Consider the following 26,985-nt stretch of genomic DNA (forward strand, 5'->3'; position numbering starts at 1 on the left):
GATGATCAGGATCGAGCCGCCGGTGCCGGCGCAATAGGCGATGAACTCCCAGAGGAAGCTGTCGGGCGCGTAGTGTCCGAGGTCGTACATGCCCATGGTCGCGGCCACCAGCGGCACGTTGTCGACGATGGCGCTCAAAAGCCCGAGCAGGACCACGATGATATCCTGGCGGCCGACCGTCGCCTCCAGCGACCTCGCCAGCATCGCCAGCAGGCCCGCGTGTTCGAGGCAGGCGACCGCGAGCAGGATGCCGACGAAGAACACGATCGAGCTCATGTCGATGCGCGTCAGTGCATGCGCCAACGTCAGCGGATGGCGCACATGCTCGTCCTTGTCGCGATGAACGATCTCGCCGACCAGCCAGACGATGCCGAGCCCGAGCAGCACGCCCATGAAGGGCGGCAGATGCGTGACCGCCTTGATGGCGGGCACCGCGATCAGCGTGCCGAGCCCGAGATAGAACATCAGGTTTCGCTCGAACAGATTGGCGCCCTGCAGCCTGTCGTCCTTCGGCGGCGGCGCGATAGTCTTGCCTTTCAGTGCAAAGCTGATGGCAACGAGCGGCACGAGCAGGTTGACGAGCGAGGGCAGGAACACCGCGCCCATGATGTTCAGCGGCGAGATCTGCCCGCCGATCCACAGCATGGTCGTGGTCACGTCGCCGATCACGGTCCATGCGCCGCCGGCATTCGCGGCGATGACGATGAGGGAGGCGAACAGCAGGCGGTCGTCACGCTTGGCGATCAGCCGCTGCACCAGCGAGACCATCACGATGGTGGTCGTGAGATTGTCCAGGATCGCGCTGAGGAGGAACGCCACGAAGCCGATCAGCCATATCAGCCGGACCTGGCTCGTGGTGTTGATGCGGGAGGTGATGACCTCGAAGCCGTCGTGGGCGTCGATCACCTCGACGATGGTCATGGCCCCGATCAGGAAGAACACGATCTGCGCCGTGGAGGCGACGGATTCGTCGAGCTGATGGCCGACCATGGCGTGGTCGCCGATCGTGGCCGCGTAGACCGCCCACAGCAGCCCCGCGCCGATCAGCGCCGTCGCGCTCTTGTTGACCCCGAGGGGGTGCTCGAGCGCGATCGCCGCATAGGCCAGAACGAAGATTGCGGCGATCGCGATCAGCAAGAGATGTCCGCTACGTTCGGGTCAGCGTTGAAGACGCGCGAGCAGGCTCGACGTATCCCAGCGCTTGCCGCCCATTTTCTCGACCTCGGCGTAGAACTGGTCGACCAGCGCGGTCACCGGCAGGTTGGCGCCATTGCGGCGCGCTTCTGCGATGCAGATCGACAGATCCTTGCGCATCCACTCCACCGCGAAGCCGAAATCGTACTTGTCATCGTTCATGGTCTTGTAGCGGTTCTCCATCTGCCAGGATTGAGCGGCGCCCTTGGAGATCACGTCGATCACGGAGGCGACGTCGAGGCCCGACTTCTTGGCGAAGTGGATGCCCTCCGAAAGGCCCTGGACGAGGCCGGCGATGCAGATCTGATTGACCATCTTGGTGAGCTGGCCGGAGCCCGCGGGTCCCAAGAGCTTGCACATCCGCGCGTAGGCCGCGATGACCGGCTCGGCGCCGGCATAGGCATCCTGGGCGCCGCCGCACATCACGGTCAGCACGCCGTTCTCGGCGCCGGCCTGGCCGCCGGAGACCGGCGCGTCGACGAATTTGAACCCGCCCTTGGCGGCGGCCGCATCGAGCTCGCGCGCGACTTCGGCGGAGGCGGTGGTGTGGTCGACGAAGGTGGCGCCCTTCTTCATGCCGGCGAAGGCGCCGTCGGGACCGATCGTGACCGCGCGCAGGTCATTGTCGTTGCCGACGCAGCACATCACGAAATCCTGCCCCTCGGCGGCGGCCTTCGGGGTGGCTGCGGTCTTGCCGCCGAACTTGTCCGCCCAGTCCTTCGCCTTGGCCGCAGTGCGGTTGTACACGGTGACCTCATGGCCCCCTTTTTTCACGAGGTGTCCGGCCATGGGGAAGCCCATCACGCCGAGACCGAGGAAAGCGACTTTAGCCATGTGTGGTACCTTGTCCGTAGTTTGGGTTTTACGGTTGTTGCCGGGCGAGGGGCGCTAGCCGGCGTCATTAGGTTCCGCCCTGGGAGGCGGATCGGGCGCACCATAAACCCTTAAGCTCGGAGGGCAACGGCTTCGTTTGGCGGCTTCCTGTGCTAGGATGGCGGGGCAAGGACTTCAAAACAAGGACTTCAAAAAAAGGGAGTGCAGGCATGGGCGTGGGTTTGGGCGTGAGCGTTGGTGTCCTCGATCATTTCAACATCCGGACCCGGAAGCTGGCCGAAACGGTCCGTTTCTATGAGGACGTGCTGGGCCTGGAGAACGGCGCCCGGCCCAATTTCGCCTTCCCGGGGGCCTGGATGTACAGCGACGGCAGGCCGGTGGTGCACCTCGTCGATATTTCTCCGACCTCGGAGCCACAAAAGCCGGATTCGGGCGTTGTTCACCACGTCGCCTTCGTCAGCCGCGGGTTCGATGGCATGAAGCAGCGGCTGACCGCCAGGGGCATGAAGTTCGAGTCCCGGCAGGTGCCCGGCGGCGACCTGTGGCAGATCTTCGTCCACGATCCCAACGGGGTGATGATCGAGCTGAACTACGAGGCGGCCAAGGAGCAGGGCACGGCAGCGCCCGTCGAGATGGCCGACGATATCGGCAGGCAGTAGCCTTTTGGGCGTTTCCGCTCTAATGGGGCACATCTTGAGTTAGGAGATGCGCTTTGAGCGTGACGCAGCAGCAGGTTCTCGACAGCCTCAGCCGGATCAAATCGCCGCGCGGGGTCGCGCTCACCAATGCCAATGTGCTGAGCGCGATCAGCGCCTCTGACGGCAAGGTGTTCTTCTCGATCAACGTCGATGCCCCCGAGGCGCGGGCCTGGGAGCCGGTTCGCGCCGCGGCCGAAGCTGCCGTGCGTGCCATTCCCGGCGTCACCACGGTCATGGTGGCGCTGACCGCCGAGCGCAAGCCTGGCAGCGCACCGCCACCCCCGCCGCCGAGCCGCGGCGCGCCGGGGGTGCAGCCAGCCCATGCCCACCGACCGCCGCAGGGCGGCGCCTCGCCAATGTCGCGGCAGTCCGAGATTCCGGGCGTTGCCGCCGTGATCGCGGTGGCCTCCGGCAAGGGCGGGGTCGGCAAGTCGACCACCGCGCTCAACCTGGCGCTGGGCTTGCGCGACCTCGGCCTGAAGGTCGGGCTGCTGGATGCCGACATCTACGGTCCGTCGATGCCGCGGCTGACGGGCCTGCGTGAAAAGCCTGCGCTGAACGACGAGCGCAAGATGATTCCGCTCAGGCGCTTCGGGCTTGCGATCATGTCGATCGGCTTCCTCGTGGAGGAAGAGACCGCGATGATCTGGCGCGGTCCGATGGTGATGTCGGCGGTGACGCAGATGCTGCGCGACGTCGAATGGGGCACGCTCGACGTGCTGGTGGTCGACATGCCGCCGGGCACCGGCGATGCCCAGCTCACGCTGGCGCAGAATGTACCGCTCAAGGGCGCCGTCATCATCTCGACCCCGCAGGACCTGTCGCTGATCGATGCGCGGCGGGGCCTTGCCATGTTCAGGAAGGTCAACGTGCCCGTGCTCGGCATCGTCGAGAACATGAGCTATTTCCAGTGCCCCCATTGTGGCACGAAGTCGGACATCTTCGGCCATGGCGGGGCGCGGCATGAGGCCGAGAAGCTCGGGGTTCCGTTCCTGGGCGAGATACCCCTGCACATGGCGATTCGTGCCACGTCGGATGCGGGGAGCCCGGTGGTCGACAGCGAGCCCGATGGCCCACATGCGGCGATCTACCGCGCCATCGCGGGCCAGGTCCGGGACCGGCTGAAAGGTGTCATCGCCGCGGCCTGAGCCGGGCGCGAGCGGACATGCGACTTTCGTACGGTCCCGTCATGCCAATGTCGCGTTCCGAAACGGGGGCTTCCGTGTTAAAGGCCCACGGCAGTCAAGCGCCTTCGGTTCGACGCGATTTCCAAGGAACGCATCGCCGGAACGAGCGGCGGCAAAAGAGAAGTTGAGGGGAAACGCCCCAGCAAGGAGAGACCTGAAGATGAAGCGTCGTGATTTCTTGAAAGTGTCGGCAGTGGGCGCGGCGGCGACCGCAGTGGCCTCGCCGGCGATTGCGCAGTCCTCGCCCGAGGTGAAGTGGCGCCTGACTTCGAGCTTCCCGAAGTCGCTCGATACCATCTATGGCGGCGCGGAGCAGGTGGCGAAGTACGTCGCCGAGATGACCGACAACAAGTTCCAGATCCAGGTGTTCGCCGCCGGCGAAGTCGTCCCCGGCCTCCAGGCGCTCGACGCGACCTCGAACGGCACGGTCGAGATGAGCCACACCGTCTCCTACTACTACGTCGGCAAGGACCCCACCTTCGCGATCTACGCCTCGGTGCCGTTCGGCCTCAATGCGCGCCAGCAGAACTCCTGGTGGTACCAGGGCGGCGGCATGGAGCTCGGCAACGAGTTCTTCAAGAAGTCGAACGTGATCGGCTTCCCCTGCGGCAACACCGGCACCCAGATGGGCGGCTGGTTCCGCAAGGAGATCAAGACGGTTGCCGATCTCTCGGGCCTGAAATTCCGCATCGGCGGCATCGCCGGCCAGGTGCTCCAGAAGGTCGGCGTGGTGCCGCAGCAGCTCGCCGGCGGCGACATCTATCCGGCGCTGGAGAAGGGCACCATCGACGCGGCCGAGTGGGTCGGCCCCTACGATGACGAGAAGCTCGGCTTCGCCAAGGTCGCCAAGTACTACTACTACCCGGGCTTCTGGGAAGGCGGTCCGACCGTGCACGCCTTCGTCAACCTCGACAAGTGGAACGCGCTGCCGAAGAACTACCAGGCGATCCTCACCAATGCGACGGCCAACGCCAACACCTGGATGGCCGCGCGCTACGACCTGCAGAACCCGGCGGCGCTGAAGCGCCTGGTAGCCGGCGGCACCCAGCTTCGTCCCTTCACCAACGAAGTGCTCGAAGCCTGCCTCAAGGCGACCAACGAATTGTGGGCGGAGATCTCGGCCAAGAACGCCGACTTCAAGAAGTCGATCGACGCCATGCAGGCCTATCGCTCCGACGAATATCTGTGGTGGCAGGTCGCCGAATACACCTACGACAGCTTCATGATCCGCTCGCGCACCCGCGGCTGATCTACGGCTCAAGTCGTAAGACGGAAACGCCCGGCCTCGCTTGCGAGGCCGGGCTTTTTCTTTGCCGCAGTGCGATCGGGATGGAAATCGCCAGGGCGTTGCTTCATGCTGCGCCCCAAGCCTCGCCAAGAAGGCCCACAATCACGAACCATCAGGGTAGGACATCATGAAGCGAAGAGATTTCATCAAGGTCACCGGACTTGGTGCGGCGGGCGCCGCCACGCTTGCAGCTCCCGCCATCGCGCAGTCAATGCCGGAAATCAAATGGCGCATGCCGACGAGCTGGCCGAAATCGCTCGACACGCTCTATGGTGGTGCGGAGATGATGTGCAAGTTGGTCGCGGAAGCGACCGACAACAAATTCCAGATCCAGATCTTCGCGGCCGGCGAGATCGTGCCGGGCCTCCAGGTGCTGGACGCCGTGCAGAACGCCACCTGCGAGATCGGCCACACCGCGTCTTATTACTATTTCGGCAAGGACCCGACCTTCACTTTCGGCTCCTCGGTGCCGTTCGGTCCCAACATGCGCATCAACCAGGCCTGGTACATGCTGGGTGGCGGCCGCGAAGTGCTCAACGAGTTCTACAAGAGCTACAACGTGATCTCGCTGCTGGCCGGCAACACCGGCTGCCAGATGGGTGGCTGGTTCAGGAAAGAGGTCAACACGCCGGACGATCTCAGGGGTATGAAATTCCGTATCGGCGGCTTCGCCGGCCGCGTGCTGCAGAAGCTCGGCGTGGTGCCGCAGCAGCTCGCCGGCGGCGACATCTATCCGGCGCTGGAGAAGGGCACCATCGACGGTGCCGAATGGGTCGGTCCTTATGACGATGAGAAGCTCGGCTTCTACAAGATCGCGCCGCACTACTACTATCCCGGCTGGTGGGAAGGCGGACCGATGCTGCTCGCCTTCGTCAACCTCGACAAATGGAACGCGTTGCCAAAATACTATCAAAGCGTGCTCGAGCAGGCCGGCCATTACTCGAACAACTGGATGATGGCGCGCTATGATCAGGCCAATCCGATGGCCTTGCGCAAGCTGCTTGCAGGCGGCGCCAAGCTGCACGCCTTCTCGCCGCCGATCATGGATGCCAGCTACAAGGCGGCGAAGGAGCTGCACAGCGAGGTCAGCGCGACCAACCCCAACTTCAAGAAGGTCTACGAATCCCTGACCAAGTTCTCCAACGACAGCTACGCCTGGTTCCAGGTCGCCGAGGTCGGCTACGACATCTTCATGGCGCGTCACTCGCAGAGCTGATCGCGCCGCGCGTTGCAGCGCGATCGTTCGTCAAGCAGCCTGGTCTCGCTAGGCGAGGCCGGGCTTTTTGCATCCGCTCATGATGAGATCAGGTTTAGCTTACGAGCCGAGAAGGGGCGTCTCCTCCCACCGTTGCGGGCGCCAACCAAAAATCCGCAAAACAACCCCATGCAAAGTAGAAATTCGGGGCAGGGTGCCCGCCTGCATTCTGCGAAACCTTTTGACACGTCGGGCAAAACAGTGTGATGATACAATCGTCGCATAATCCGAAATCCGAGAGCCGTGGCGCAGACAGCCGTGCAAGAGCGAGCGGGCATCGCTTGGGGTCCCAGTTGGGCCACTTCCGGACTCATGCGTCGCAGCAAATTGCGTTTTCTTCGATCACCTCATCGGCGCGGGTGAGCATTGACGGTGGGATCGAAAGATGGAGACTTTCGGCCGTCTTGAGATTTAATCTCATCTCAAATTTGGTTGGCACCTGAACCGGAAGCTCTGATGGTTTCGCGCCGTGGAGGATGCGGTCGACGTAGAGGGCGGCACCATACAGCGACGCACACTCGAGCCCCCCGAATGTCGCCTCAGGGGGCGGAAGCGACGATGTTTGTCATCAAGACCGGTAGGATGGGTAGAGCGAAGCGAAACCCATCATCCCCCAGGTGATCAAGCGCGCCGCTGCCATTGTCGTCTGGGTCAGACCGCGCGATGGGTTTCGCTTCGCTCTACCCATCCTACGAGCTACAGCTGCAAAACCGTTTGATACGTCGCGCAAATCAGCGCCAAGAGGCGATCATCGCGCAATCCGGGAGAGGCCAGTCTTGGCGCCGACAGCCGTGCAAGAGCGGATATCGCTTGAGGGCTGAGTTCGGCCAGGAGCAGAAGCGCCGGGTGACGATCTTCACGGTACAGTGCGATAACTCACGGCTTTATCGCGATTGCGCAGAATAGCTTTGCTTGGTCCGCCATTCGCACCTGCGCAAATCCAGCCGCAGCGAGAGACTCCACAATCCCGTCCTTTGACTGACCGGAGTTAACGGTGAAGCAAAGCGCGAGATTGCCACCAGATTTGAGGACGCGCCATACTTCCCTCAGTCCCGTGCGAGCATCCCCCCACACCTGCATCGAATTGATAGCGAACGCCTTGTCGAACATTTCATCCGCGAACGGCAGCCTCTCGACTGAACCATACCGCAGGTCAGCCTTTGCGTCGCGCAGTGCGCTGGCATTGCGGGCGGCCGCCTGTCTGACCATTTCCGGCGACTGGTCGATGCCTGCGACCCATCCGTCTGTGATGCGCTCCAACGCCAGTTGAATGCCGACACCCGGGCCGAAGCCAACCTCCAGCACCTTGTCGTTCGGCCGAACGTCGAGCAGTTTGATGACTTGCGCTGCGGCGTCCCGGTTCACTCGCGACATGATGACCCCGCCCATCCGTCCCAGGACGCCTCTGGGACGGCCGAACATGCGCATCAGGAGTTCGCGCCCGTAATCCATGGCTTCTTAACCTCTGCTGGAGAAAATGAGGGTCAGGCGCGCACGCCTTTGTCGCAGGAGTTGCGATGGCAACGCCGGCGCTATGGCCCCGTTCCACGTTGGACTGGAATTCTACGCGCCTCCGAAGAACCCCTCCAGGTCATCCAGGCTTCCGCATCGCTTGGGGGCCGAGTTGGTTATGTCCGGGCGTTTGCGAGTGGGGCCACGTATGTCCGCACGTCGCGCGCAAATGGGTTCGCATTGGGCTCACCCTCCTGCCGCTTGCCCTGCTTTGCGCGGTTGAGTTGCTCCCGCACGTTCCGATCCTCCCATTGCCGCGATGCGCTATTTGGCTTCGCTTACCCGCACTGAAGGAGCGGGCGAGAACACGCAGTCGCGCCACACCGGTGTCGTGCATTGGGTTGGCCAGCCGCCGCCGAGGGCCATGAACAGCGCCGCGGTGTCTGCCAGCCGTGTCGCTTCCGCCTGCACACGGGCGATCGCCGTATTGAAATAGGCCTGCTGCGCGTTCAGCACGGTGACCTGGGTGATCTGCCCGAGCACGAGCTGCTTCTGCACGATGTCGAGGCTCGCCTTCGCCGCGGTGTCAGCCTTGATCGCCGCCTGCACCGCACGCGCATCGGCCTGCAGACTGCGCAGCGCATCGGCAACGTTCTGCGTCGCCGTGATCACGGCCTGCCGATAGAGCGTCTCGGCCTGGTCGAGCGCGGCCTCCGCCGCCTTCTGCTTGTGATAGAGCGTGAAGCCGTCGAATAGCGGCTGCGTCGCGCTGGCTGCAACCGTGTAGAACAGCGTGCCTTGCGTGAAGAGCTCGGCCGGCTTGAATGCGCCGGTGCCGGGATTGCCTGTCAGGGTGAGGTTGGGCAGCCGCGCCGCGATCGCGACGCCGACCTGCGCGCTTGCAGAATGCATGTTCGCCTCCGCCGCGCGCACGTCCGGGCGCTGCGCCACCAGCGTGCTCGGCAGGCTCACGGGCAGGTTGGCGGGCAGGGCGAGATGCTGGAGCTCGAACTTCTGCAGCACCTCGTCCGCGGAGAATTGCCCGGCGAGCGCGGTGAGGAGATTGCGCTGCACGGCGAGCTGCTTCTGGAGCGGCGGCAACGTCTGCTCGGCCTGAGCAAGCGCCGTTTCCTGCGTGAGCACGTCGACCTGTGCGGCCTGGCCTGCCTCGAACTGGGTCCTGAGGATGCCGAGGATGTCGCGCTCGATCTTGACGATGCGCTCGGTCGCCGCGATCTGGCCGCGCAGCGATGCCTCCTGGATCGCGGCGGTGACGACGTTGGCGGTCAGCGCGAGATAGGCGGCTTCGAGCTGGAACTGCGCCTGCTCGGTCTGGGCATCGAGGCTCTCGACCGCACGGATGTTCTGGCCCCAGATATCAGGCACGAAGCTGATGTTGAGCTGAACCGTGTGCAGCGTGTAGCGCGACTGCGGCGCGTCCAGGGGATTGGACTGTGTCGCGTTGGAGAACTGCTGGTCGGATGGCGTGTAGTTGATGCCGACCTGCGGGAAGAACAGGCCGCGTTGCGCGAGCGCGTTGAAGTTGGCGACCCGGATCGCGGCCTCCGCCGATTGCAGCGAGGGATTGTGCTCGACAGAGAGCCGGATCAATTCGTTCAGCGGTCTCGAGCGGAATGCCGCCCACCAGCGCGTCGGAATGTCGGCGCCGTTGGCGAAGTGTTGGCGCGGTACGCGCGGGCCGTCGGCATCGGCGTGAGGCGAGGCGAGCTTCTCCGGCGTATATCCGGAAACGGCGGGGGCCGGCGGCGGCTCGAAGTTCGGGCCGACGGCACAGCTTGCGAGCCACAGGCTGGCGGCGCCGATGGCCAGCGTTCGGGCGACACGGGGCAGTCCAGTCACGCTACGCATCCACCGCGCCTTCCTATTGGGCCACTTCGGGCGGCGAGGCGGCCGCGCTGTCCTGCTGCGAGGGGGTTCGCTCCCGCGACAGGAAGATCTTGCGCAGCGCCGGCGCCACCACGAGCAGCAGCAGGGGGCCGATGAACATGCCGCCAACCACGACGGTGGCGAGCGGCCGCTGCACCTGGCTGCCGATGCCGTGCGACAGCGCTGCCGGGAACAGGCCGACGCCGGCGGAGAGCGCGGTCATCAGCATCGGCCGCATGCGCTGCTCTGCACCGCTGAACACGGCATCCGCGATGCTCATGCCGGAGGCGCGCAGCTCGCGGAAATAGGTGATGTTGAGGATGCCGTCCATCACGGCGACGCCGAACAGCGAGATGAAGCCGATCGCGGCGGAGATGCTGAAGTCGAGCCCGGCAAGATAGAGCGCGATCAGCCCGCCGCCGACCGCGAAGGGGATGCCGGCGAGCGCCAGCAGGCTGTCGCGCACCGAGTTGAACAGGCTGTAGAGCAGCACGAAGATCAGGAGCAGGGTGATCGGCACCACGACCATCAGCCGCGCCTTCGCTGCCTCCAGATTGTCGAACTCGCCGGACCAGATGATGCGGTAGCCCGGCGGAAGCTGCACCGCCTGCGCGACGCGCTGCTGCGCTTCGGCGACGGTCCCGCCGAGATCGCGGCCGCGCACGCTGAACTTGATCGGAATGTAGCGCTGGCTGCGCTCGCGGTAGATGAACAAGGCGCCGGTATCGAGCGAGATCTCGGCGAGCTCGCTCAGCGGGATGTAGGCGTTGGTGCCGGAGGCGGTCTGGTAGGCGACCTTGATGTCGCGTACTGCATCGATGCTCTTGCGGAACCTTGCGTCGAGCCGGACCGCGACCGCGAAGGAACGGTCGCCCTCCAGCACGTTGGTCGCAATCGTGCCGCCGAGCGCGGCCTGCACCACGGAAGTGACGTCGCCGGTGTTAAGGCCATAGCGCGCCGCCTTCTCGCGATTGACCTTGATGTCGAGATTGGGCTGGCCGACGAGATGGAAGACGCCAAGATCGGCAACGCCGCGCACGTCGCGCATGACGTCCATGACCTTGGTCGCGGTCTGCTCCAGCACGTCGAGGTTCGGGCCGATGATCTTGACCGAATTGGCGCCTTTCACGCCGGACAATGCTTCTTCGACGTTGTCCTGGATGTATTGGGAGAAATTGAAGGTGACGCCGGGGAGCTCCTCGTCGAACTCCTTCTGCAACTCCTCGGTGATCTTCTCCTTGGTCAGGCCCTTCGGCCATTCGTCGAACGGCTTGATCGGCGCGAACAGCTCGACATTCGAGAAGGGCGAGGCGTCGCTGCCGTTGTCAGGACGACCGTGCTGTGAGACCACCGTGATGATCTCGGGATGGCGCAGCAGGATGTCACGCATCTTGCGCGTCGCTTCGGTGCCGGCGTCGAGCGAGATCGTCGGCGGCATCGCCGCGCGGATCCAGAAATTGCCTTCCTCCAGTGCGGGCAGGAATTCGCTGCCGAGGCGGCTTGCCGCGAGCGTCGAGATGGCGAGGAAGATGACGCCGGCGGTCACTGCGAGCTTCACGCGCCCGAGCGCCCAGCGCAGCACCGGCGTATAGGTCCTGCGCAGCGCCCGCACGATTGCCGTCTCGGTCTCTTCGATGTGCTCGGGCAGCAGCAGCGAGGCGAGCACCGGCGTCGCCGTGAAAGTAGCGAGCAGGGCGCCGGCGAGCGCATAGCCGTAGGTGCGGGCCATCGGTCCAAAAATCTGACCCTCGACGCCTTGCATGGTGAACAGCGGCACGAAGGCGGTCACGGTGATCGCGGCGGTGAAGAATACCGCCTTGTCGACCTGGAGCGCGCTGACGAAGATCATCCGGAGCCGCTCGGTCCAGCGCGCCGCGGACGGCTGGCCGTGGGTGGGGTTGGTCGGATCGGCACCCCAATAGCCCTCGGCGAGATGCTGCAGCACGCGAGCGCGGTTGTCCGGGCTCGATTGGAAATTGCGAAAGATATTCTCCATCATGATGACGGCGGAATCGACGATGATGCCGAAATCAACCGCGCCGAGCGACAGCAGGTTGGCATCTTCGCCCTGGAGCACCAGGATGATGATGGCGAAGAACAGCGCGAACGGGATGTTGGCCGAGACGATCAGTGCGCTGCGCAGGTCGCCCAGAAATACCCACTGGATCACGAACACCAGGAGGCAACCGAACAGGAGGTTGTGCAGGACGGTGTGGGTGGTGACGCCCACCAGCGAAGAGCGGTCGTAATAGGGCACGACCCTGACGCCCGGGGGCAGGGTGCCGTCGCTGTTGATCTTGTCGACCTCCTCCTCGACCTTCGGGATGATGTCGTTGGTGTGCTGGGTGCGGCCCATGACGACGATCGCGGCGGCGACGTCGTCGTCCTTGTCCTTGCCGGCGATGCCGAGCCGCGGCACGTAGCCGACCGAGACCTTCGCGACGTCCTTGATCTGGATCGGCAGGCCGTTCGACTGGGTCAGCACGATGTTCTCGATGTCGCCGACCTTGTAACCCTTGGTGACGTCGTCGGCGCCGCCGGAATCGATCAGGCCAATGCCGCGGATGTTGACGGATTGCTGGCCGATCGCGATCTCGCGACCGCCGACATTGACGTTGGCGTTGCCGAGCGCGGTGACGAGCTGCGGCACGGTGATGTTGTAGGCTTCGAGCTTCTGCAGGTCGGCATCGACGTTGAACTGCTTGGTGGTGCCGCCCCACGAATTGACCTGCACCACGCCGGGAATGGTCATCAGGCGGCGGGTGACGACATAATCCTGGAGCGTGCGCAGGTTGGTGAGCCCGAAGTTCGGCGGGCCGACGAGCTGATAGCGGTAGATCTCGCCGACCAGGCTCGACTGCTGGATGGTCGGCACCTGGTTGCCGGGAAGCTGGATGTTCTGCTGGATGCTGTTGGCTGCCTGCGTCAGCGCGAAATAATAATCGACGCCGTAGCGGAAGGTGACGCGGACAAAGGACAGGCCGTAGAACGAGGTCGAGCGGATGTTGACGACGCCCGGCGTCGGATAGAGCCCGACCTCCATCGGGATCGTGTAGTATTTCTCCATCTCCTCGGCCGAAAGGCCGGGCGCCTGCGCGGTGATCTCCAGGATCACCGGCGCTGGATTCGGGTAGGCTTCGATGTTCAGCTTGGCGAAGGCGGCGAGGCCTGCGGCACAGAACACGACGAGGCCGAGCACGATGATCGCGCTGCGGGTCAGGCCGAAGGTGATGATGCCCTTGATCACGATCTCGACACTTGCTGGTCCGGCGCGCCGCGGCCGGAAATGAGGCGGGTGCTGAACGCGATCACCCGCTCCCCGTTCTTACGGGGCCGAGACGAGCTTCGCTCGCTCTGAGAGGGTGGGGTGAGGGGCCGCGGCGAAGCGGGCTCGCGTTGCGCCACCTGAATCACGCTCCGCCCGCGACCGCGGTGGCGAACTTGTTCGAGAGGAAGATCGCGCCGGTCGAGGCGACGAGCTCGCCTGCCTTCAATCCGTGGACGATCTGGGTCCAGCCGTCCTGCACGATGCCGACCGTCACGGAGCGCCGCTCGAAACGGCGGCGGTCGGCGGTGATCCACACCGTCATGGTACCGTCGCCCTCGCGCACTACGGCGTCCGAAGGCACCCCAACCGACAGTCTGGGCCCGTCGGTCTCGGTGGCGAAGCTCGCCAGCATGCCGGCGCGCAGCTTGTGCGCGGGATCCTCGATCACCGAACGGACCAGTTGCCGGTGCGTGGTCGGGTCGATATTCAGCCCGAGCGTCGTCACATGGCCGCGAAAGATCTCGTCGGGATAGGCGGGCACGCTGACCGCAACAGGCTGGCCGATGCGGTAGGCGGGCGCGTCGATCTCGATCACGTTGGCGACCATCCACATCGTGGAGAGGTCGGCAAGCGTGTAGGGTGCGGGCGCATTGCCCGGCTGCACGTAGAGGCCGGGCGCGGCGTTGCGCGCGACGATCTGGCCCGAGATCGGGCTCGGCACGATCAGGATCGAATCGACCTTGCGGTCTGCGACGATGCGGTCGATCTCCTCGTCGGTCTTGCCCAAGATGCGCACCGCGTCGCGCGCGGCCTTGTAGTTGCCTTCGGCGGTCTGCTGGTCGGAGGTCGCCTGGTCGACGTCCTTCTGCGCGCCGCCGCCGGTCTTGAGCAGCTGCCTTACGCGCGACAGCGTGCGCGTTTGCAGCTCGAGCACGCCGGCGGCCGCCAGCAGCGTGGATTCGGCCTGGAGCAGGTCGGGGCTGTCGATGGTGAACAGCGTCTGTCCCTTGGTGACGGTCTCGCCGACGTTGAAGAACGTGTCGACGATCTTGCCCGGATTTGGCGTGAACACCTGCACCAGCATGTTCTGGTTGAAGTCGATCGACCCGACCGCGTTCTTCATCACGCGGAAGCTGCGGGGCTCAGCCGGCAGGATTCTGAAACCGTCGGCCTGCTTCTCCGTCACATCGACCGCCTGCCGGGCGATATCGACCTCGCTGGCTGCGGCTGGCTGCGCCGCCCGGGCGGAACGGACCTCGCTCGTGCGCGTCAGCAGCCAGCCACCGGCGACGAGCACGGCAGCCGCGGCAATGCTCACCGCAAAGCCCGCATGCTTGATGCGAAATGCCGTCATCGCTCGTGTCCTGTAGTGATGGCTTCGGCCGCGTCTGCCCGCGCCCCGGCAATCGCTGCGAGCCGGGAGGCAGGGCGATGCAACTGTCGTGGCAGGAGCGGAACCCTGTTAGCAGTCGACGCTGACGCTCACCTTACGGGCCGCGCATGCCGGCCTCGCCCTGCGAGAGCCATTTTTTGCTGGCCGCGGCCGCCGAATGATGGGAGACATCGTCAATTGCGGCGTGTGCCGCAGGGTTCGGGAATGCCGGAGCGTCGGGTTCAACGCATGCGCCTTCTGATCGTCGAGGACAATGTCGAGCTGTCGCGGCTCGTAGCCAATGGGCTGGCGACGGCGGGCTATGAGAGCGACATCGTGAGCAGCGCGGCCGAGGCGCGGGAGGCGACGCGCAATGTCAGCTACGCCGCGATGATCCTCGACCTGGGCCTGCCCGACGGTGACGGCCTGTCGGTGCTGCGCGAGCTGCGCCGGCACATGGATCCACTGCCGGTCCTGGTGCTGACCGCGCGCGGCGGGTTGCAGGACCGCGTCACCGGCCTGCGCAGCGGCGCCGACGACTATCTCGCAAAGCCGTTCGCGATGGAGGAACTGGTGGCGCGGCTGGAGGCGATCCTGCGTCGCCCGGGCCAGTTGCTCGGCCGCTCGCTGCGTCTGGCCAATCTCGTCTACGACACCGAGAGTCGCCAGATCTTCGTCGACGACCAGCCGCGGATCATCTCGGCGCGCGAGACCTCGGTGCTGGAGATCCTGTTGCGACGGCAGGGGCGGGTGGTGCCGAAGAAGAACGTCGAGGACCACATCTTCGGGCTCGAGGGCGAGGTTGCCTCCAACGCGGTGGAGGTCTACGTCTCGCGGCTGCGCAAGCAGCTCGCCGAGCACGGCGCCAAGGTCGTGATCCATACCATCCGCGGCGTCGGATATCTGATGGCCGAGGAGAAGTAGCGTGCCCGCGGCCCGCACCTATGCGAGATCGCCGACGTTCAAGTCGCTGATCTGGCGGATCGTGTTCCTGCACATCGTCGCCGTTGCAGTGGTCGCGATCTTCCTGCCTCTGGTGCTGTTCTGGCTGCTCAACTCCGAGATCGACCAGTTGCACCGCGACGCGATGCGCGCGCAGGCCGAAGTGCTGGCCCAACGCATCGCCGTGCAACCGGACGGCACGTTGACGTTCAACCTGCCGGACAGCCTCAGGGGTCTCTATTCGGACGCCTACGGTCGTTACCAATACGACATTCGCGATGCCGATGGCCGGCTGCTGTTCTCCTCGCATCGGCGCCCCGGCGCATCGGCGCCGCCGTTGTCCGAGACCATTTCCGGCTCGGGCGTCAGCCGGATCATCGACGGAAAGACCGTCCGCATCCAGGTCGCCGAGGATCTCGCCCATCGCGACGTGATCATCGACGACATCGTCTCGAACTTCTTTCGCCGGGTGGGATGGATCACCATTCCGATCCTGCTGATCCTGCTCGCCACCGACATCATCATCTTCCGCCGCGCGATCGCGCCGTTGTGGAAGGCGTCGGAGGAGGCGAGCAATATCGGCCCCTCACGCACCGACATCCGCCTGCCGACCGAGCAGATCCCGCGCGAGATCATGCCGCTCGTCACCGCCGTCAACCAGGCGCTCGACCGTCTCGAAGACGGCTTTCGGGTGCAGCGGCAGTTCACGGCCGATGCCGCGCATCAATTGCGCACGCCGCTCGCGATCCTGCGCACGCGGATCGAGACGCTCGGCGATGGCGCCGCCCGGCAGGCGCTGCATGCCGACATCGAGAGCATGAGCCGGATCGTCGCCCAGCTCCTGGAGATCGCTGAGCTCGACACGCTGGTGCTCGATCCCGGCGAGACCGCGGACCTGCGCGCCGTCTGTGCCGAGGTGATCGGCGCGATCGCGCCGTTCGCGCTCGCCCAGCACAAGGACATCGCGCTCAAGGGCGCCGATACGCCCGTGATGATCCACGGCAATTCCGAGATGCTGCAGCGGGCAATCTTCAACCTCGCCGAGAACGCCATCAAGTTCACCGCGAAGGACACCTCGGTCGACGTCGAGGTGCGCGATGACGGCTCGGTGCGGGTGCGCGATTGCGGCCCCGGCATCGCGCAGGAAGAGCGCGAGCTGATCTTCCAGCGCTTCTGGCGTGCCGACCGCCAACGCAGCGACGGCGCCGGCCTCGGGCTGTCGATTGTGCGCGCCGTCGTTGAGGATCACGCCGCAACAATCGCAGTGGAAAACCTTCCCGGCGGCGGCGCCGAGTTTACGTTGCGCTTCAGGCTCGCGGACAAGGTGGCGGCTACGTCCTCCCCCGTTGTAGGCGAGGACGGCTTTGCAGAACGCGAAGCCGGGTGAGGGGGCTCTCTCCGCGAGTTCGTCTCTTGCGGTCGAGCGCGCGACAATCCCTCATCGGCCGCGTCCGGGCGCGCGATCGACCGGCAGTTCGTATTGATCTAGCGCAAAGGTCTGGGTTGATGGTGCGAATGCGCCAGCGTTTTCCCCACAATTCACCAGCTGCTGGGCTTGCGTCAGTTCGCTCCCGATCCGGAACCGCGGTGAAGAAGAAGTGACGGGCGTTGCACATTTACCACCCGCGCGCGCACCCAAGAGATTAAGCTGAGCGAGCGAGACGAAAAATATTCCATGTTTACTTCATTACTATCAGCGGGGTGAAACATGTTTGATGTCTACCGCAATGATAAGCGCGACCTGCTCGTTCTCAGCAAAGGCTCCGCGATACCTGTGCTGTGCTCGTCGAATAAGTGGCGCAAGAGCAAAAAAAGAGTTTTCAGAGTCAGCGACGAGATCAGGTCGGCCGTTCAGAGACAGGGGTATTACGTCCGCAGCTTGCGCGCTACGAAGAAGGGGATGATCTAGGTCGAGTACGGTTGGCGGCCGGTGGTCTCCATTTGCAATCTCCATTCGATCACCACGAACCAAGCCGTCATTCTCGCGCTCTTTGGAAAACTTAAGGCCCCGGCTTTGGCCGAGCCCCCTTGTTGCCGCGTCGCGAGCAGTGACAGTTTTACTGACAGGGATACATCCGGCCGTCGTCCAACTTGGTCATCGTGCCGGGTTCGCAGGTAATGCCGTTTCGTCTCCGCCAGTCTTCCGGAGAATAGGCGTAAGCCGCGTAAGGGCCACCACCAGTGGAGTAGCCGGCTCCCGTGTAATAGGGACCGGTTCCCCCGTCCTCTGTAAGGCGATGTCGCCGCAATCGCTGCGGCCGTGCCAACCGCCGCGGCGCCTGCCGCGACGGCACCGGCACCATGCCCATACGCGCCGCGTCGCGCCTGTCGACGCGCAACGCCGGCAATGCTCACGGGAGTCAGCGGACGACCGACCCGCGCTTGCGCGCTCTCGACCGATAGCGAGATACCGCCTTGCTCGGACCAGCCGAAGAGAACATCGCCGCACACGAGAAGGCGCGAGCGGCCGCAACTGTATTCGTCGACAGCAACATCGCGGCGAGTATTGAGCATTCGTGAGGGATGTTGACCTGCGGTACACCGATCTGGTCGCGCGCGGAGCGTGATAAACGCGCCGGGTAAGATCGCTGGACGGAGGGGCAAAAAAAGCGGAGCCCTGGAATATTCGATACCTTCCGGTGTTTCGTTGGGAATGATTGGGGATCGGGCTCCTACCGCCTGGACGGCGATTGGTAGGTTAGCGTGCTGGCCAATCCGCTCTGCGGAGCATCTCCAAACGACTATGCCCAATGCGCAACATATCTTGAAAGGGAGTGCAGCGATGAAACACGTGTTAGCCTCTCTCGCAATTGGTGCCTGCCTACTGCTTCCCTCGGCGAGCGTGGTCTTCGCCGACAATCCCCATGGCTCGGCTGCCGGTCTCGGTGTGACGAAGGGCCAACCTGGTACGCAGCCGTCCGGTGCTTCGGGCGGCGCATCGTGCGGTACCCTCTCAGGCGGTACAGCCGGTGGTCCTCCGGGTCAGCTGGGCGCGGGCGGCCTCAGCAGTATGTCCCCGTTCGCTTTGGACGTTGTGGGCCTACAAAAGAACTACGCTGGAACCCCAACAAATCCGGGAAACTCAACCAGCAATGCAAAGGCCAACTCCCAGTACGATGTCGCTTGCTTCCAACATCAAGTGCCGTAGCGCGGCACCGCCAGACTCGGGGTAGCGTGTGGCTTCTGGTAGGCATCGAGCCCGCGAGCGCTCCGGTCTAAGCTCTGCATTAAGTGCCGGACCCCGTCGGCTCCAATGGTCGCCGGGGTCCCTGCTGCCCGGCGTTGAGAAATAACTGTTGCCGCGGCCGACCGGCGGCGGGAGGGCACCAGCTTTCTGCGCGGCTGTCTAGTCAACATGTTCGGCTTGAACTAGCATCGACTGGCGAGGGGCTGGAAAGCAGTTCACCTGGCGTCAACCGCCCTCCGGCGGAAGGCTGAATGATTTGAGATAGGGATGTTTGAGATAGGATGATAGCCACATGCGTTTCGTTGTTGTGGCCGTTCTGTTTTGCGCGTTCATAGTCGGGCTGGGTTACACCTATAGCCACGAAACCGCGGTCCCGACCTTCCTCACCGCCCCAATTGAACGCGGCAGCATCGCTACTTTGGTCAAGGCGAGCGGCACCATCGAGGCGGTCGTAAGCGTCGATGTTAGCTCGCAACTGTCGGGGCGAATCGCGCAAGTGTTCGTTAGTTTCAACGATGCTGTAACGGCCGGGCAGCCGATCGCGCAAATCGATCCAGAAATCTTTGCCGCCCGTGTCAATGAAGCGAAAGCAGCCCTAAAAGTGGCGAAAGCGACTGCCGAGGTGCAAAAGGCGGCACTGGAACGAGCGAAGGTCGCGGTGGCGAATGCGCAGACCGCCGAAAAGCTGGCGGAGGATCAATCGGCCGCAAATCAGGCCAGGCAAGACGAAGTCGAGAGGGAGTTCCTGCGAAAGGTGGCATTGGCGCGTACCGGAGCCGGAACCGAGCGCGACTTAACCCAGGTGCGGGCCCTGCGTGATGCGGGAGCTGCTGACCTGCGCGCCTCCCTTGACCAGATCCAGATGAAGACCGAGGCCATTGCGATTGCGCAAGCAGAACGGCTAATGGCCGAGGCCAACCTCGAGAATGCACAGGCTGTTGTCGAGCAGAAGCAGGCGGCCCTCGATCAGGCGAAGCTTGATCTTGATCGTACCGTGCTCCGCGCGCCGATCGATGGGATCGTTATCAAGCGGGATGTCAATCCAGGACAAACGGTCGCTGTCAGCCTCGAAGCCAAAACATTGTTCAAGATCGCGAACGACCTTCGCGAGATGGAGGTCGATGGCAAGATCGACGAGGCTGACGTCGGCCAGTTAAGAGCTGGCCAGACCGCGCAGTTCACGGTGGACGCTTATCCTGATCATATCTTCAGTGGACGGGTTCTGCAGATCCGCAAGTCTCCTGAGGTCGTGCAGAACGTCGTCACCTATACGACAATCGTTTCGGCACCAAATCCGGACCTCCTGTTGCTGCCGGGAATGACGGCCCAGCTTCGCATTGTGGTGAGCGATACTGGCGGGATCATTAAGATTCCGAGCCAAGCGCTGCGTTTCCGGCCAAACGATGCCGGCCCCACGTCTGGTCAACAGAATGCCGACCAGGGCGCCTCGAAGGCCTCGGCGACGGTCTGGCTGGTCGGCGACGGCGGGCGACCAACGCCGGTCGCAGTGAGACTCGGCGTGAGCGACGACAACAGTGCAGAACTGCTGGAGGGCCCGCTTGCGGAGGGCCAGCAAGTGATTATCGGGATTGCGAACACTCAAAAACAAAGGGGCAATTTCGGCCTGCGCCTCGGATTTTGAGATTGGATTCAACGATGCAGCCGCTGGTCCGAACCGCTGGGCTTTCAAAGCACTATCCCTGCGGAGGGGCGATCGTTCGCGCAGTATCAAACGTGTCGCTCGCGATCGAACACGGCGAGTTTGTTGCAATTCGCGGCCGTTCGGGTTCGGGAAAGTCGACGCTGATGAACCTTTTGGGTCTCCTGGATCGACCGGATTTCGGCGACTATGCGCTCAACGGCCGCGAGGTTGCAGGGCTGAGCGAGGATAGACGCGCGGCCATCAGGAGGCACGACATCGGCTTCGTATTCCAAGTGCCGGCTCTTCTGCCGCGGGCAACCGCGCTGGAAAATGTTGAGCTGCCGCTTGTTTACGCCGGCATTCCTCCCTCTAGACGACGTCGCGCAGCCAAAGACGCGCTCGAGCGCGTAGGCCTGGCGGACCGCGGGCATCATTGGCCAAATCAACTCTCGGGAGGAGAGCAGCAACGGGTTGTCATTGCCCGCGCGACGGTCAACGATCCTGCTCTCATCCTGGCTGACGAACCGACCGGTTCGCTGGATAGTGCTACCAGCGATGAGATTCTGTCGCTGTTCGAGACTCTTCATCGCGATGGTCGCACGATCATCGTGATTACCCACGCTACCGACGTCGCTGATCGCGCGCGGCGACAGATCACGCTGCACGATGGGCGAGTGATCAAGGACGCCGAAGTAACAACCAAGAATTCGCCTTTGAATGCCGCAGCCTTGGATTCCTCCCCATGAGTCGTCTGGAGAGCTTGCGAATCGCCACGCGGGCGCTTCGCATCAACAAACTGCGAAGCGCCTTGACCGTTCTTGGGATCATCGTTGGCGTAGGGGCGGTGGTCTGCATGGTGTCGGTGGGAGCCGGCGCACAAGCGGAAGTTTCCGAGAAGATCCGCACGCTTGGAGCCAACCTCCTGCTCGTCATGCCCGGCGCCAGGAATTCCGGCGGAGCAAGGCTTGAATCGGGAACACAGCCCACGCTGACGGAAGAGGACGCCGCTTCAATTCGCCGCGAACTGGTGGACGTGCAGGTCGCGGCTCCGCTGTTGTCGCGTTCCATCCCGCTGGTGGCCGCCAACAAGAACTGGGTGACGGTAGTGGCCGGAATCAATGCCGACTATCTGGTGGCCCGCGAATGGCAAGTTGCCAGTGGCCGATCCTTTACGAGCGACGAGATCGTATCCGGAGCAAAGGTTGCCATCGTCGGATCGGTGATCGTCGAGGAGCTTTTCAATGGGCACGCGGGACCGGGAGAGACGCTTCGGATTGGCAACGTCCCCTTTACCGTGATTGGCGTGCTGGGCAAAAAGGGGGTGGGGGCAGCTGGCCGCAGCCAGGACGACGTCGTGTTCATCCCGCTGTCAGCTGCGAAAAGCCGGGTGCTGGGCGCTGTGCGCGGCACAACGCGCGAAGCATTGGATTTCATATCGATCAAAGTGTCGGACGCAACTGCGATGCCGGAGATCGAACGGCAGATTGAGACGCTGCTTCGGCAGCGGCACCGCATTCGCGCCGATGCCCCCAGCGATTTCAAGATCGAGAATCCAGCGGAGATCCTGTTTGCACGCGGCGCCGCCGTGCGGCTCCTCGGAAGTCTGTTAATCGCGGTGGCAGCGGTTTCGCTGGTCGTTGGCGGCATTAGCATCATGAACATCATGCTGGTTTCGGTGACCGAGCGTACCCGCGAAATCGGTTTGCGTATGGCGGTCGGGGCCAGCCGCCGCGACATCCGATGGCAATTCCTGATCGAAGCCCTGATCTTGGCGCTGATGGGAGGCCTTGTGGGTGCAGTGTTGGGAGCCGCCGCGGCAATCGCAATCGCGTGGAAGGCTGGTTGGCCTATCCTGATCAGCCCCTGGGCAATCGTCCTGGCTTGCGGATTCGCGGGGTTCATCGGAATTTCTTTTGGCCTCTATCCTGCCCATCGGGCCGCGCGGCTTGACCCAATTGTGGCGCTGCGCTTCGAATAGGCGATGAGCTGAAATGGATTTCGTCTCGCCATCCTTGACATAGGAGAACGCGTAGTAGCCGGTATTGACCGCCGCATTCCCGTACACGCGGATCAGCTGATCGCCGAAGGCAACCTTGAGGCCGGGCCAAAGTGGCGCGCCCCAAACGAGCCAGTTATCGTGCCCTCCGAATTCATTAAAATTGTCTCGCTCTCATTGATCTGCCTTTAAACCGCCTGCGCCAACTTAAGTCGGGAAAAAGTGGCAAGCGCCGGCAGGAGATAGATCAATGACAGGAAGGTTCGCAGTCACTCCTTCGAAAGCCTCGCTTTACCTCTCGCTGTTTGGCGGTTGTGCGTGCCAGCGCCGGCTCACTCTGTTTCAACGATTCATTCGAGATCAGTCGGGCAGCTACGTGGTCGTCTCCGCGCTGCTCATGCCTGTCCTGGTTGGCACGGCCGGTCTCGGCACCGAGGTTGGATGGTGGTACTATAAACATAAAAATATGCAGAGCGCGGCGGATTCGGGTGCGGTGAGTGCGGCGACTGCTGTAGCCGGAGGCGGCGATATGGCTGCCGAAGCCAACGCGGTGACCGCGAACTATGGATACGCGAATGCGGTGAACAACGTTACCATCATCGTGAATCAGCCGCCGAAATCGGGCAGCTATGCCTCGAACTTGCAGGCTATCGAAGTCATCGTGAGCCAACCACAACAGCGGCTGCTATCTTCGTTGTTCGGCTCGGATCCGGTAGGCATCACCGCTCGTGCGGTCGCCTTGCCGAATTCCGGAACAGGCTGCGTGCTCGCGCTCAACTCAACTGCAAGCCCCGCCGTGAACGTGAGCGGCAGCAACCAGCTCAATCTGATCAAGTGCAACCTCTACAGTAACTCCAGTGCGAGCCCATCGCTCAACGTGAGCGGCAGCGCTGCGGTTTCTGCCAATCAGGTCGGGGTGGTCGGCGATGTCTCCGGCGCGAGCAATATTACTACGACCAACGGTATTCGAACACACATCCAGCCAATCGCCGATCCCTATGCGAGCGTTTCTCCTCCCTCGGAGCCGAGCTGCAGCAACGGGAAGATTACGGTCAATGCCAATGGGAAGACCAACTCCCTCAGCCCTGGCTGCTACAGCGGCAGCATCACCGTCAATGCTGGAGCAACATTAAATCTGAACCCCGGAAACCTTAACCCCGCCATTTATTATCTCGACGGCGCGAGCTTGAGCGTAGCGGGCAATGCCACGATCACAGGTACCAACGTGACCCTTGTCTTTACGGGCTCGGGCAGCAACTGGGGCACCGCTTCGATCGGCAGCAATGCGACCATCGATCTGACGGCACCCACCACCGGTCCCACCAAAGGCATCGTCATGTACGGCGACCGCAATATGCCGGCGGGGACTGCCTTCAATCTGACTGGTGGCGCCACGCAGAACTTCGGCGGCGCGATTTACCTTCCGAAGGCGAACCTGAGCTTCAGCGGCGGTAACGGTACGAGTACTTCCTGCACAAAGATCATCGCCGATACCATCACCCTCACCGGAACGTCCAACCTGCAGGTCAACTGTTCCGCGCTTGGCGTCGCTACAATCGGCTCGCAAACCGCACAGTTGGTTGAATGAGGTGGCCTCACATGCAAGTCCAAAAAATGTTGTGTCATAGCCGATTTCGAACATTTTTGCGCCTCCGTGAATTCGTTTTTGCTGCTGTTCGCGATACAGATGGCGCAGCTGCGATCGAGTTCGGGTTCATGGTCCCGCTGTTGTCCCTGATGGTGGTCTCCGTGACTGACATTGGGCTTGCGGTCTATCGCAAGATGCAAGTTGAGAATGCGGCGCAGGCTGGAGCGCAATACGCCATTGTGCATGGCTTTAGTGCGAGCGGCATTTCCAGCGCGGTCACAAGCGCAACGAACTCTACAGTCACAACTGCCTCACCATCACCAGTACAGTTTTGCGGTTGTCCGACGGGTACCGGTGTTAGCACTGTCAGCTGCGGTACGGTTTGCACGGGCGGCACGCAGGCGGGAACATATGCGACGGTCTCCGCGCAGGCGACGTACTATACGCTGATCAACTATCAGATTGTCGCCGCCACCTACACCTACAACGCGCAGTCTACTGTGAGGCTGCAGTGAAAGTAACTACGATATGGCGAGACGATTGCGGCGCCTCGGCGCTCGAATTTGCCCTGACTGCGCCAGTTTTCTTTCTCTTCATATTTGGAATCATCGAGTTCGGACTGCTGTTCTGGACGCAGCTCGGTCTGCAACATGGGACCGAAATGGCAGCGCGCTGCGCCAGCGTCAATCCCACGCTCTGCCCGAGTAGCGACGCCATTGCAACCTACGCTGCCCAGCAGGCATTCGGTCTCGGTCTCCCATCCCAGACATTCACCTACTCGACTTCGACCTGTGGCAATCAGGTTAGCGCGAGCTATGCGTTTCAGTTTCCACAGGTGCTCAATCTCTCACCGGTAACTCTAACGGCACAGGCATGCTTTCCGAGTTGACTAGTGTTGCCTCAATCTTCGCTGAAGCGCTCACCTGAGGTCGCGCGGGCTAGCGGTGCGCTTCTTCGGATCCGCCATCTCGTTAGCTGCGCGTCCGGTGTTCGACAGAGAGCCCGCCCAATAGCGGGACGGCGAGAACGTCCGAGATGGAGCCAAAGCGTCGTTTTTGAACATCTCTCGGCCTCTCCCGGTGTTCACCGATAAGCAGGCCATTTCAGAGCGGCGCCTGACTTAGCATTCGGGACACGAGCGGACGTTAGCACCTCCAATGCCCCGGCGCGTGGGCGCTGGCTGCGACCATGATAACTGCTGCCTACAGTTTGTTCGTCCGGCGGCTCCGAGTGATCGCCTCGACACTCACCGCCGCCCGCGCTCCTGCGATTTTCTTTCGCCGATCAGACAGGGCACCCGGGGTTCTTTCGCGGTGGCTGGGACGATCCCGCTCTCCGGCGTGAGGCCCGCAACTTCGAGAACAAGCTTGGTCCGGATCGCTTCCTGGAAGTTCTTGCGATCTTTGATCGTCATGATGAAGGCGCCCGGCCCTCCGATCACGCAGTCCTCGTAGTAGAGATCGAGATGCTCGATATCGACCGTCGAAATGGATGGCTCCTTCACCATGATCGGCAGGCCGTTGATGATGATGCCCTTCGCCAGGGCAGCGTCGCGCGCGCCGGTTACGGGTGCTCCGTCGTTGTTCGGCCCATCGCCGGAAATATCGATGACGCGCCGCGACCCGCGATGCGGATTTTCGTCGAACAACTGCAGTGCGAAATTAATCGCCCCGGAAATCGAGGTACTCGAACCTCGGCGAATCGGCGTTTCCATGATCTCGGCGGCCACGGCCGCCGCCGATCCCGGGCCATCGATCACGCTCCATGGAATGATGATCTTCTCGTCACCCGACATCGACCACTCGAAATAGGTCACGGCCACCTTGCTGCCCGGAACGGCCCTCAGCGCCTGAAGGAACGCTTTCGACACGATGGCCTGTGCATAGCCCTCGCGCTGTATGGCAAGTTCGTCCATATCCATCGAATAGGAGACGTCGACGGCGATAACGAGCTCGAGATTGACGGATGGTACATTGTGGTTGGTGTCGGCGAATCGAGGTTTCGGGCTCGGCGCGGCAATGCCAGCCACGTCACCGCCGAGTATCGTCCCCGCAACAAACAACGCTCCGACCGAGACACACCTGCGCATGGTGGCCATCCCGTCATTTCATGAGCATAGTGACACCCAAAACGCATCCGGAAAAGCGGAAACATGCAATTGGCGTCCCCGTTCGCAGCAATCGAGACGGCAGATGTTTCGGCTCGGCTACCCGTCATGCCGCTCGGGAAGGCGGCCTGCACAAGGAAGTTCCCGGATGGCAATAGAACGGGACGTCCGCCCGGGGTCAAATGCGACTTGGCGGGAAGGGCAGCTCTTGGCGCAAAGCGGACATCCGCCCGAAAGCCTATGTCGCAGAAGGGCCAGGACCCGACATACCGCTTAGGCAAACGCAGCGGCAAGACTTTCGCTCAATATCTAAAGCCCCCCGCTTGGCCTCGGCCGCAGCGGGGCCGGTCTAGAGGCGGTCTCATGCAGGTGGTGCCAAGGAGGCTCGCTTCCAGACACGATGAGTGATGAATACCACCGGCTTGCAAATTGGAGTTGGTATGCTTCACTGCGTCTTCTTGCGGGGATCATCAGCCGGGTCGATGTAGTCGATGCCTCCTGGGCCGATGAACTGAATTTGGAGGATCGCCTCCTCGTTCCCCGTCCAAACATAATGAGCGTGCTTCGCCGGCAGCGCCTGCAAGGCACCCGCCCTGACCACCTCGCCTTTCGTAGGGTCAAACTTTTCGCCCATGCCCCAGCCGACGCTACCGCTGATCACGGTGACGGTCTCGGCATAGGGATGAGTGTGCGGCGGAACCTTATAGTTGGGCGGAAACTTGACGCGCTGGACCACCACGCTGCCAGCTTTCGTTGGATCGCCTACCAGGAGCGCGACTTGGCCACCCTTCGGAATGTTCGGATTGTCCTTCCACGTCAGCGCATCTGGTTTGACGAGGGTCACGGCATCTTGCGCCAGTGCCGAACCCGCAAGCGCGATCAAGGCTGCCAAAGTCAGAAGCTTTTTCATGGGGATCCTCCTTACGATTTTTGCTCCATTTTTCAGAGTGCGATTGCTTTCACGATGATCACTGCCCAATCCCCCAGCGAGCATTTCGGCACGTCCCGCTTCAGGGCAGCTCGCGATAGTCTACTCGACGTCGTCGCGGCACGATAGGGAACAAAAGGGCGATGTCGGGTCAGGGTCA

Annotated in this window: 22 protein-coding genes; 13 read left to right on the forward strand and 9 right to left on the reverse strand. The window is 62.9% G+C overall.

The genetic code is table 11. The features are described from left to right. Both nhaD and AYJ54_RS42870 read right to left on the reverse strand, forming a co-directional pair. On the reverse strand, positions 1–1,137 hold a 1,137-nt coding region (nhaD, locus tag AYJ54_RS42865), incomplete at its 3' end, for a sodium:proton antiporter NhaD (protein WP_245329302.1). Positions 1,138–1,158: 21 nt separating this feature from the next. Next, on the reverse strand, positions 1,159–2,028 hold the full coding sequence (locus AYJ54_RS42870; protein WP_063708501.1) for an NAD(P)-dependent oxidoreductase: 870 nt from the start codon (positions 2,026–2,028) through the stop codon (positions 1,159–1,161). Positions 2,029–2,237: 209 nt separating this feature from the next. On the opposite strand from AYJ54_RS42870, the gene AYJ54_RS42875 reads away from it, so the two are divergent. The 4 genes from AYJ54_RS42875 to AYJ54_RS42890 all read left to right on the forward strand — a co-directional run bounded on the left by AYJ54_RS42875 (position 2,238) and on the right by AYJ54_RS42890 (position 6,417). Further along, positions 2,238–2,687 carry a VOC family protein gene (locus tag AYJ54_RS42875; RefSeq protein ID WP_063708502.1) on the forward strand — a complete coding sequence of 150 codons (450 nt, stop codon included), beginning with the start codon at positions 2,238–2,240 and terminating at the stop codon, positions 2,685–2,687. A gap of 53 nt (positions 2,688–2,740) precedes the next feature. Beyond that, positions 2,741–3,874 carry an Mrp/NBP35 family ATP-binding protein gene (locus tag AYJ54_RS42880; RefSeq protein ID WP_063708503.1) on the forward strand — a complete coding sequence of 378 codons (1,134 nt, stop codon included), beginning with the start codon at positions 2,741–2,743 and terminating at the stop codon, positions 3,872–3,874. A gap of 199 nt (positions 3,875–4,073) precedes the next feature. Next, positions 4,074–5,162, forward strand: a complete 1,089-nt coding sequence (locus AYJ54_RS42885; protein ID WP_063708504.1) for a TRAP transporter substrate-binding protein — start codon at positions 4,074–4,076, stop codon at positions 5,160–5,162. A 166-nt stretch (positions 5,163–5,328) separates the two neighbouring features. Beyond that, positions 5,329–6,417, forward strand: a complete 1,089-nt coding sequence (locus AYJ54_RS42890; RefSeq protein ID WP_063708505.1) for a TRAP transporter substrate-binding protein — start codon at positions 5,329–5,331, stop codon at positions 6,415–6,417. Positions 6,418–6,766: 349 nt separating this feature from the next. On the opposite strand, the gene AYJ54_RS50315 is transcribed toward AYJ54_RS42890, so the two are convergent. The 5 genes from AYJ54_RS50315 to AYJ54_RS42910 form a co-directional block, all read right to left on the reverse strand. Then, on the reverse strand, positions 6,767–6,964 hold the full coding sequence (locus AYJ54_RS50315) for an ABC transporter substrate binding protein (RefSeq protein WP_136624321.1): 198 nt from the start codon (positions 6,962–6,964) through the stop codon (positions 6,767–6,769). Positions 6,965–7,332: 368 nt separating this feature from the next. After that, positions 7,333–7,908, reverse strand: coding sequence for a class I SAM-dependent methyltransferase (locus AYJ54_RS42895; protein ID WP_082906119.1), 576 nt, complete (start codon positions 7,906–7,908; stop codon positions 7,333–7,335). 324 nt (positions 7,909–8,232) lie between these two features. Next, positions 8,233–9,777, reverse strand: a complete 1,545-nt coding sequence (locus AYJ54_RS42900) for an efflux transporter outer membrane subunit (protein WP_063708506.1) — start codon at positions 9,775–9,777, stop codon at positions 8,233–8,235. Between the two features lie 13 nt (positions 9,778–9,790). After that, positions 9,791–13,039, reverse strand: coding sequence for an efflux RND transporter permease subunit (locus AYJ54_RS42905; RefSeq protein WP_430641470.1), 3,249 nt, complete (start codon positions 13,037–13,039; stop codon positions 9,791–9,793). Between the two features lie 166 nt (positions 13,040–13,205). Beyond that, positions 13,206–14,417 (reverse strand): efflux RND transporter periplasmic adaptor subunit, encoded by a 1,212-nt coding sequence (locus tag AYJ54_RS42910; RefSeq protein ID WP_082906120.1) that lies wholly within the window; start codon positions 14,415–14,417, stop codon positions 13,206–13,208. Positions 14,418–14,684: 267 nt separating this feature from the next. Between AYJ54_RS42910 and AYJ54_RS42915 the strand changes: the two genes are divergently transcribed. From AYJ54_RS42915 to AYJ54_RS42955, 9 genes are all read left to right on the forward strand, one after another. After that, positions 14,685–15,359 carry a response regulator transcription factor gene (locus AYJ54_RS42915; RefSeq protein ID WP_063708508.1) on the forward strand — a complete coding sequence of 225 codons (675 nt, stop codon included), beginning with the start codon at positions 14,685–14,687 and terminating at the stop codon, positions 15,357–15,359. Between the two features lies 1 nt (position 15,360). Next, positions 15,361–16,764, forward strand: coding sequence for a sensor histidine kinase (locus AYJ54_RS42920; RefSeq protein WP_063708509.1), 1,404 nt, complete (start codon positions 15,361–15,363; stop codon positions 16,762–16,764). Between the two features lie 321 nt (positions 16,765–17,085). Further along, entirely contained in the window at positions 17,086–17,286 is a 201-nt protein-coding gene (locus AYJ54_RS53250) for a hypothetical protein (RefSeq protein ID WP_063708510.1), read from the forward strand. A gap of 1,570 nt (positions 17,287–18,856) precedes the next feature. After that, positions 18,857–20,206, forward strand: coding sequence for an efflux RND transporter periplasmic adaptor subunit (locus AYJ54_RS42930; RefSeq protein WP_063708511.1), 1,350 nt, complete (start codon positions 18,857–18,859; stop codon positions 20,204–20,206). Positions 20,207–20,220: 14 nt separating this feature from the next. Continuing rightward, positions 20,221–20,952: an ABC transporter ATP-binding protein gene (locus tag AYJ54_RS42935; RefSeq protein WP_063708531.1), complete on the forward strand. Its 732-nt coding sequence runs from the start codon at positions 20,221–20,223 to the stop codon at positions 20,950–20,952. Then, positions 20,949–22,184 carry an ABC transporter permease gene (locus AYJ54_RS42940; protein ID WP_063708512.1) on the forward strand — a complete coding sequence of 412 codons (1,236 nt, stop codon included), beginning with the start codon at positions 20,949–20,951 and terminating at the stop codon, positions 22,182–22,184. The genes AYJ54_RS42935 and AYJ54_RS42940 overlap by 4 nt, the downstream gene beginning before the upstream one ends. 268 nt (positions 22,185–22,452) lie before the next feature. After that, positions 22,453–23,790: a pilus assembly protein TadG-related protein gene (locus tag AYJ54_RS42945; RefSeq protein ID WP_082906121.1), complete on the forward strand. Its 1,338-nt coding sequence runs from the start codon at positions 22,453–22,455 to the stop codon at positions 23,788–23,790. 11 nt (positions 23,791–23,801) lie between these two features. Further along, entirely contained in the window at positions 23,802–24,305 is a 504-nt protein-coding gene (locus AYJ54_RS42950; protein WP_245329303.1) for a TadE/TadG family type IV pilus assembly protein, read from the forward strand. Beyond that, positions 24,302–24,679: a TadE/TadG family type IV pilus assembly protein gene (locus AYJ54_RS42955; RefSeq protein WP_245329304.1), complete on the forward strand. Its 378-nt coding sequence runs from the start codon at positions 24,302–24,304 to the stop codon at positions 24,677–24,679. The genes AYJ54_RS42950 and AYJ54_RS42955 overlap by 4 nt, the downstream gene beginning before the upstream one ends. Before the next feature lie 357 nt (positions 24,680–25,036). On the opposite strand, the gene AYJ54_RS42960 is transcribed toward AYJ54_RS42955, so the two are convergent. After that, the gene (locus AYJ54_RS42960) at positions 25,037–25,879 is read right to left on the reverse strand and encodes a DUF1194 domain-containing protein (protein WP_063708535.1); all 843 of its coding nucleotides are present in this window, start codon (positions 25,877–25,879) and stop codon (positions 25,037–25,039) included. A 463-nt stretch (positions 25,880–26,342) separates the two neighbouring features. Then, positions 26,343–26,807: a cupin domain-containing protein gene (locus AYJ54_RS42965; protein WP_063705167.1), complete on the reverse strand. Its 465-nt coding sequence runs from the start codon at positions 26,805–26,807 to the stop codon at positions 26,343–26,345. Between the last annotated feature and the right edge of the window lie 178 nt (positions 26,808–26,985).

It is taken from the genome of Bradyrhizobium centrolobii (assembly GCF_001641635.1).
GTDB lineage: Bacteria > Pseudomonadota > Alphaproteobacteria > Rhizobiales > Xanthobacteraceae > Bradyrhizobium > Bradyrhizobium centrolobii.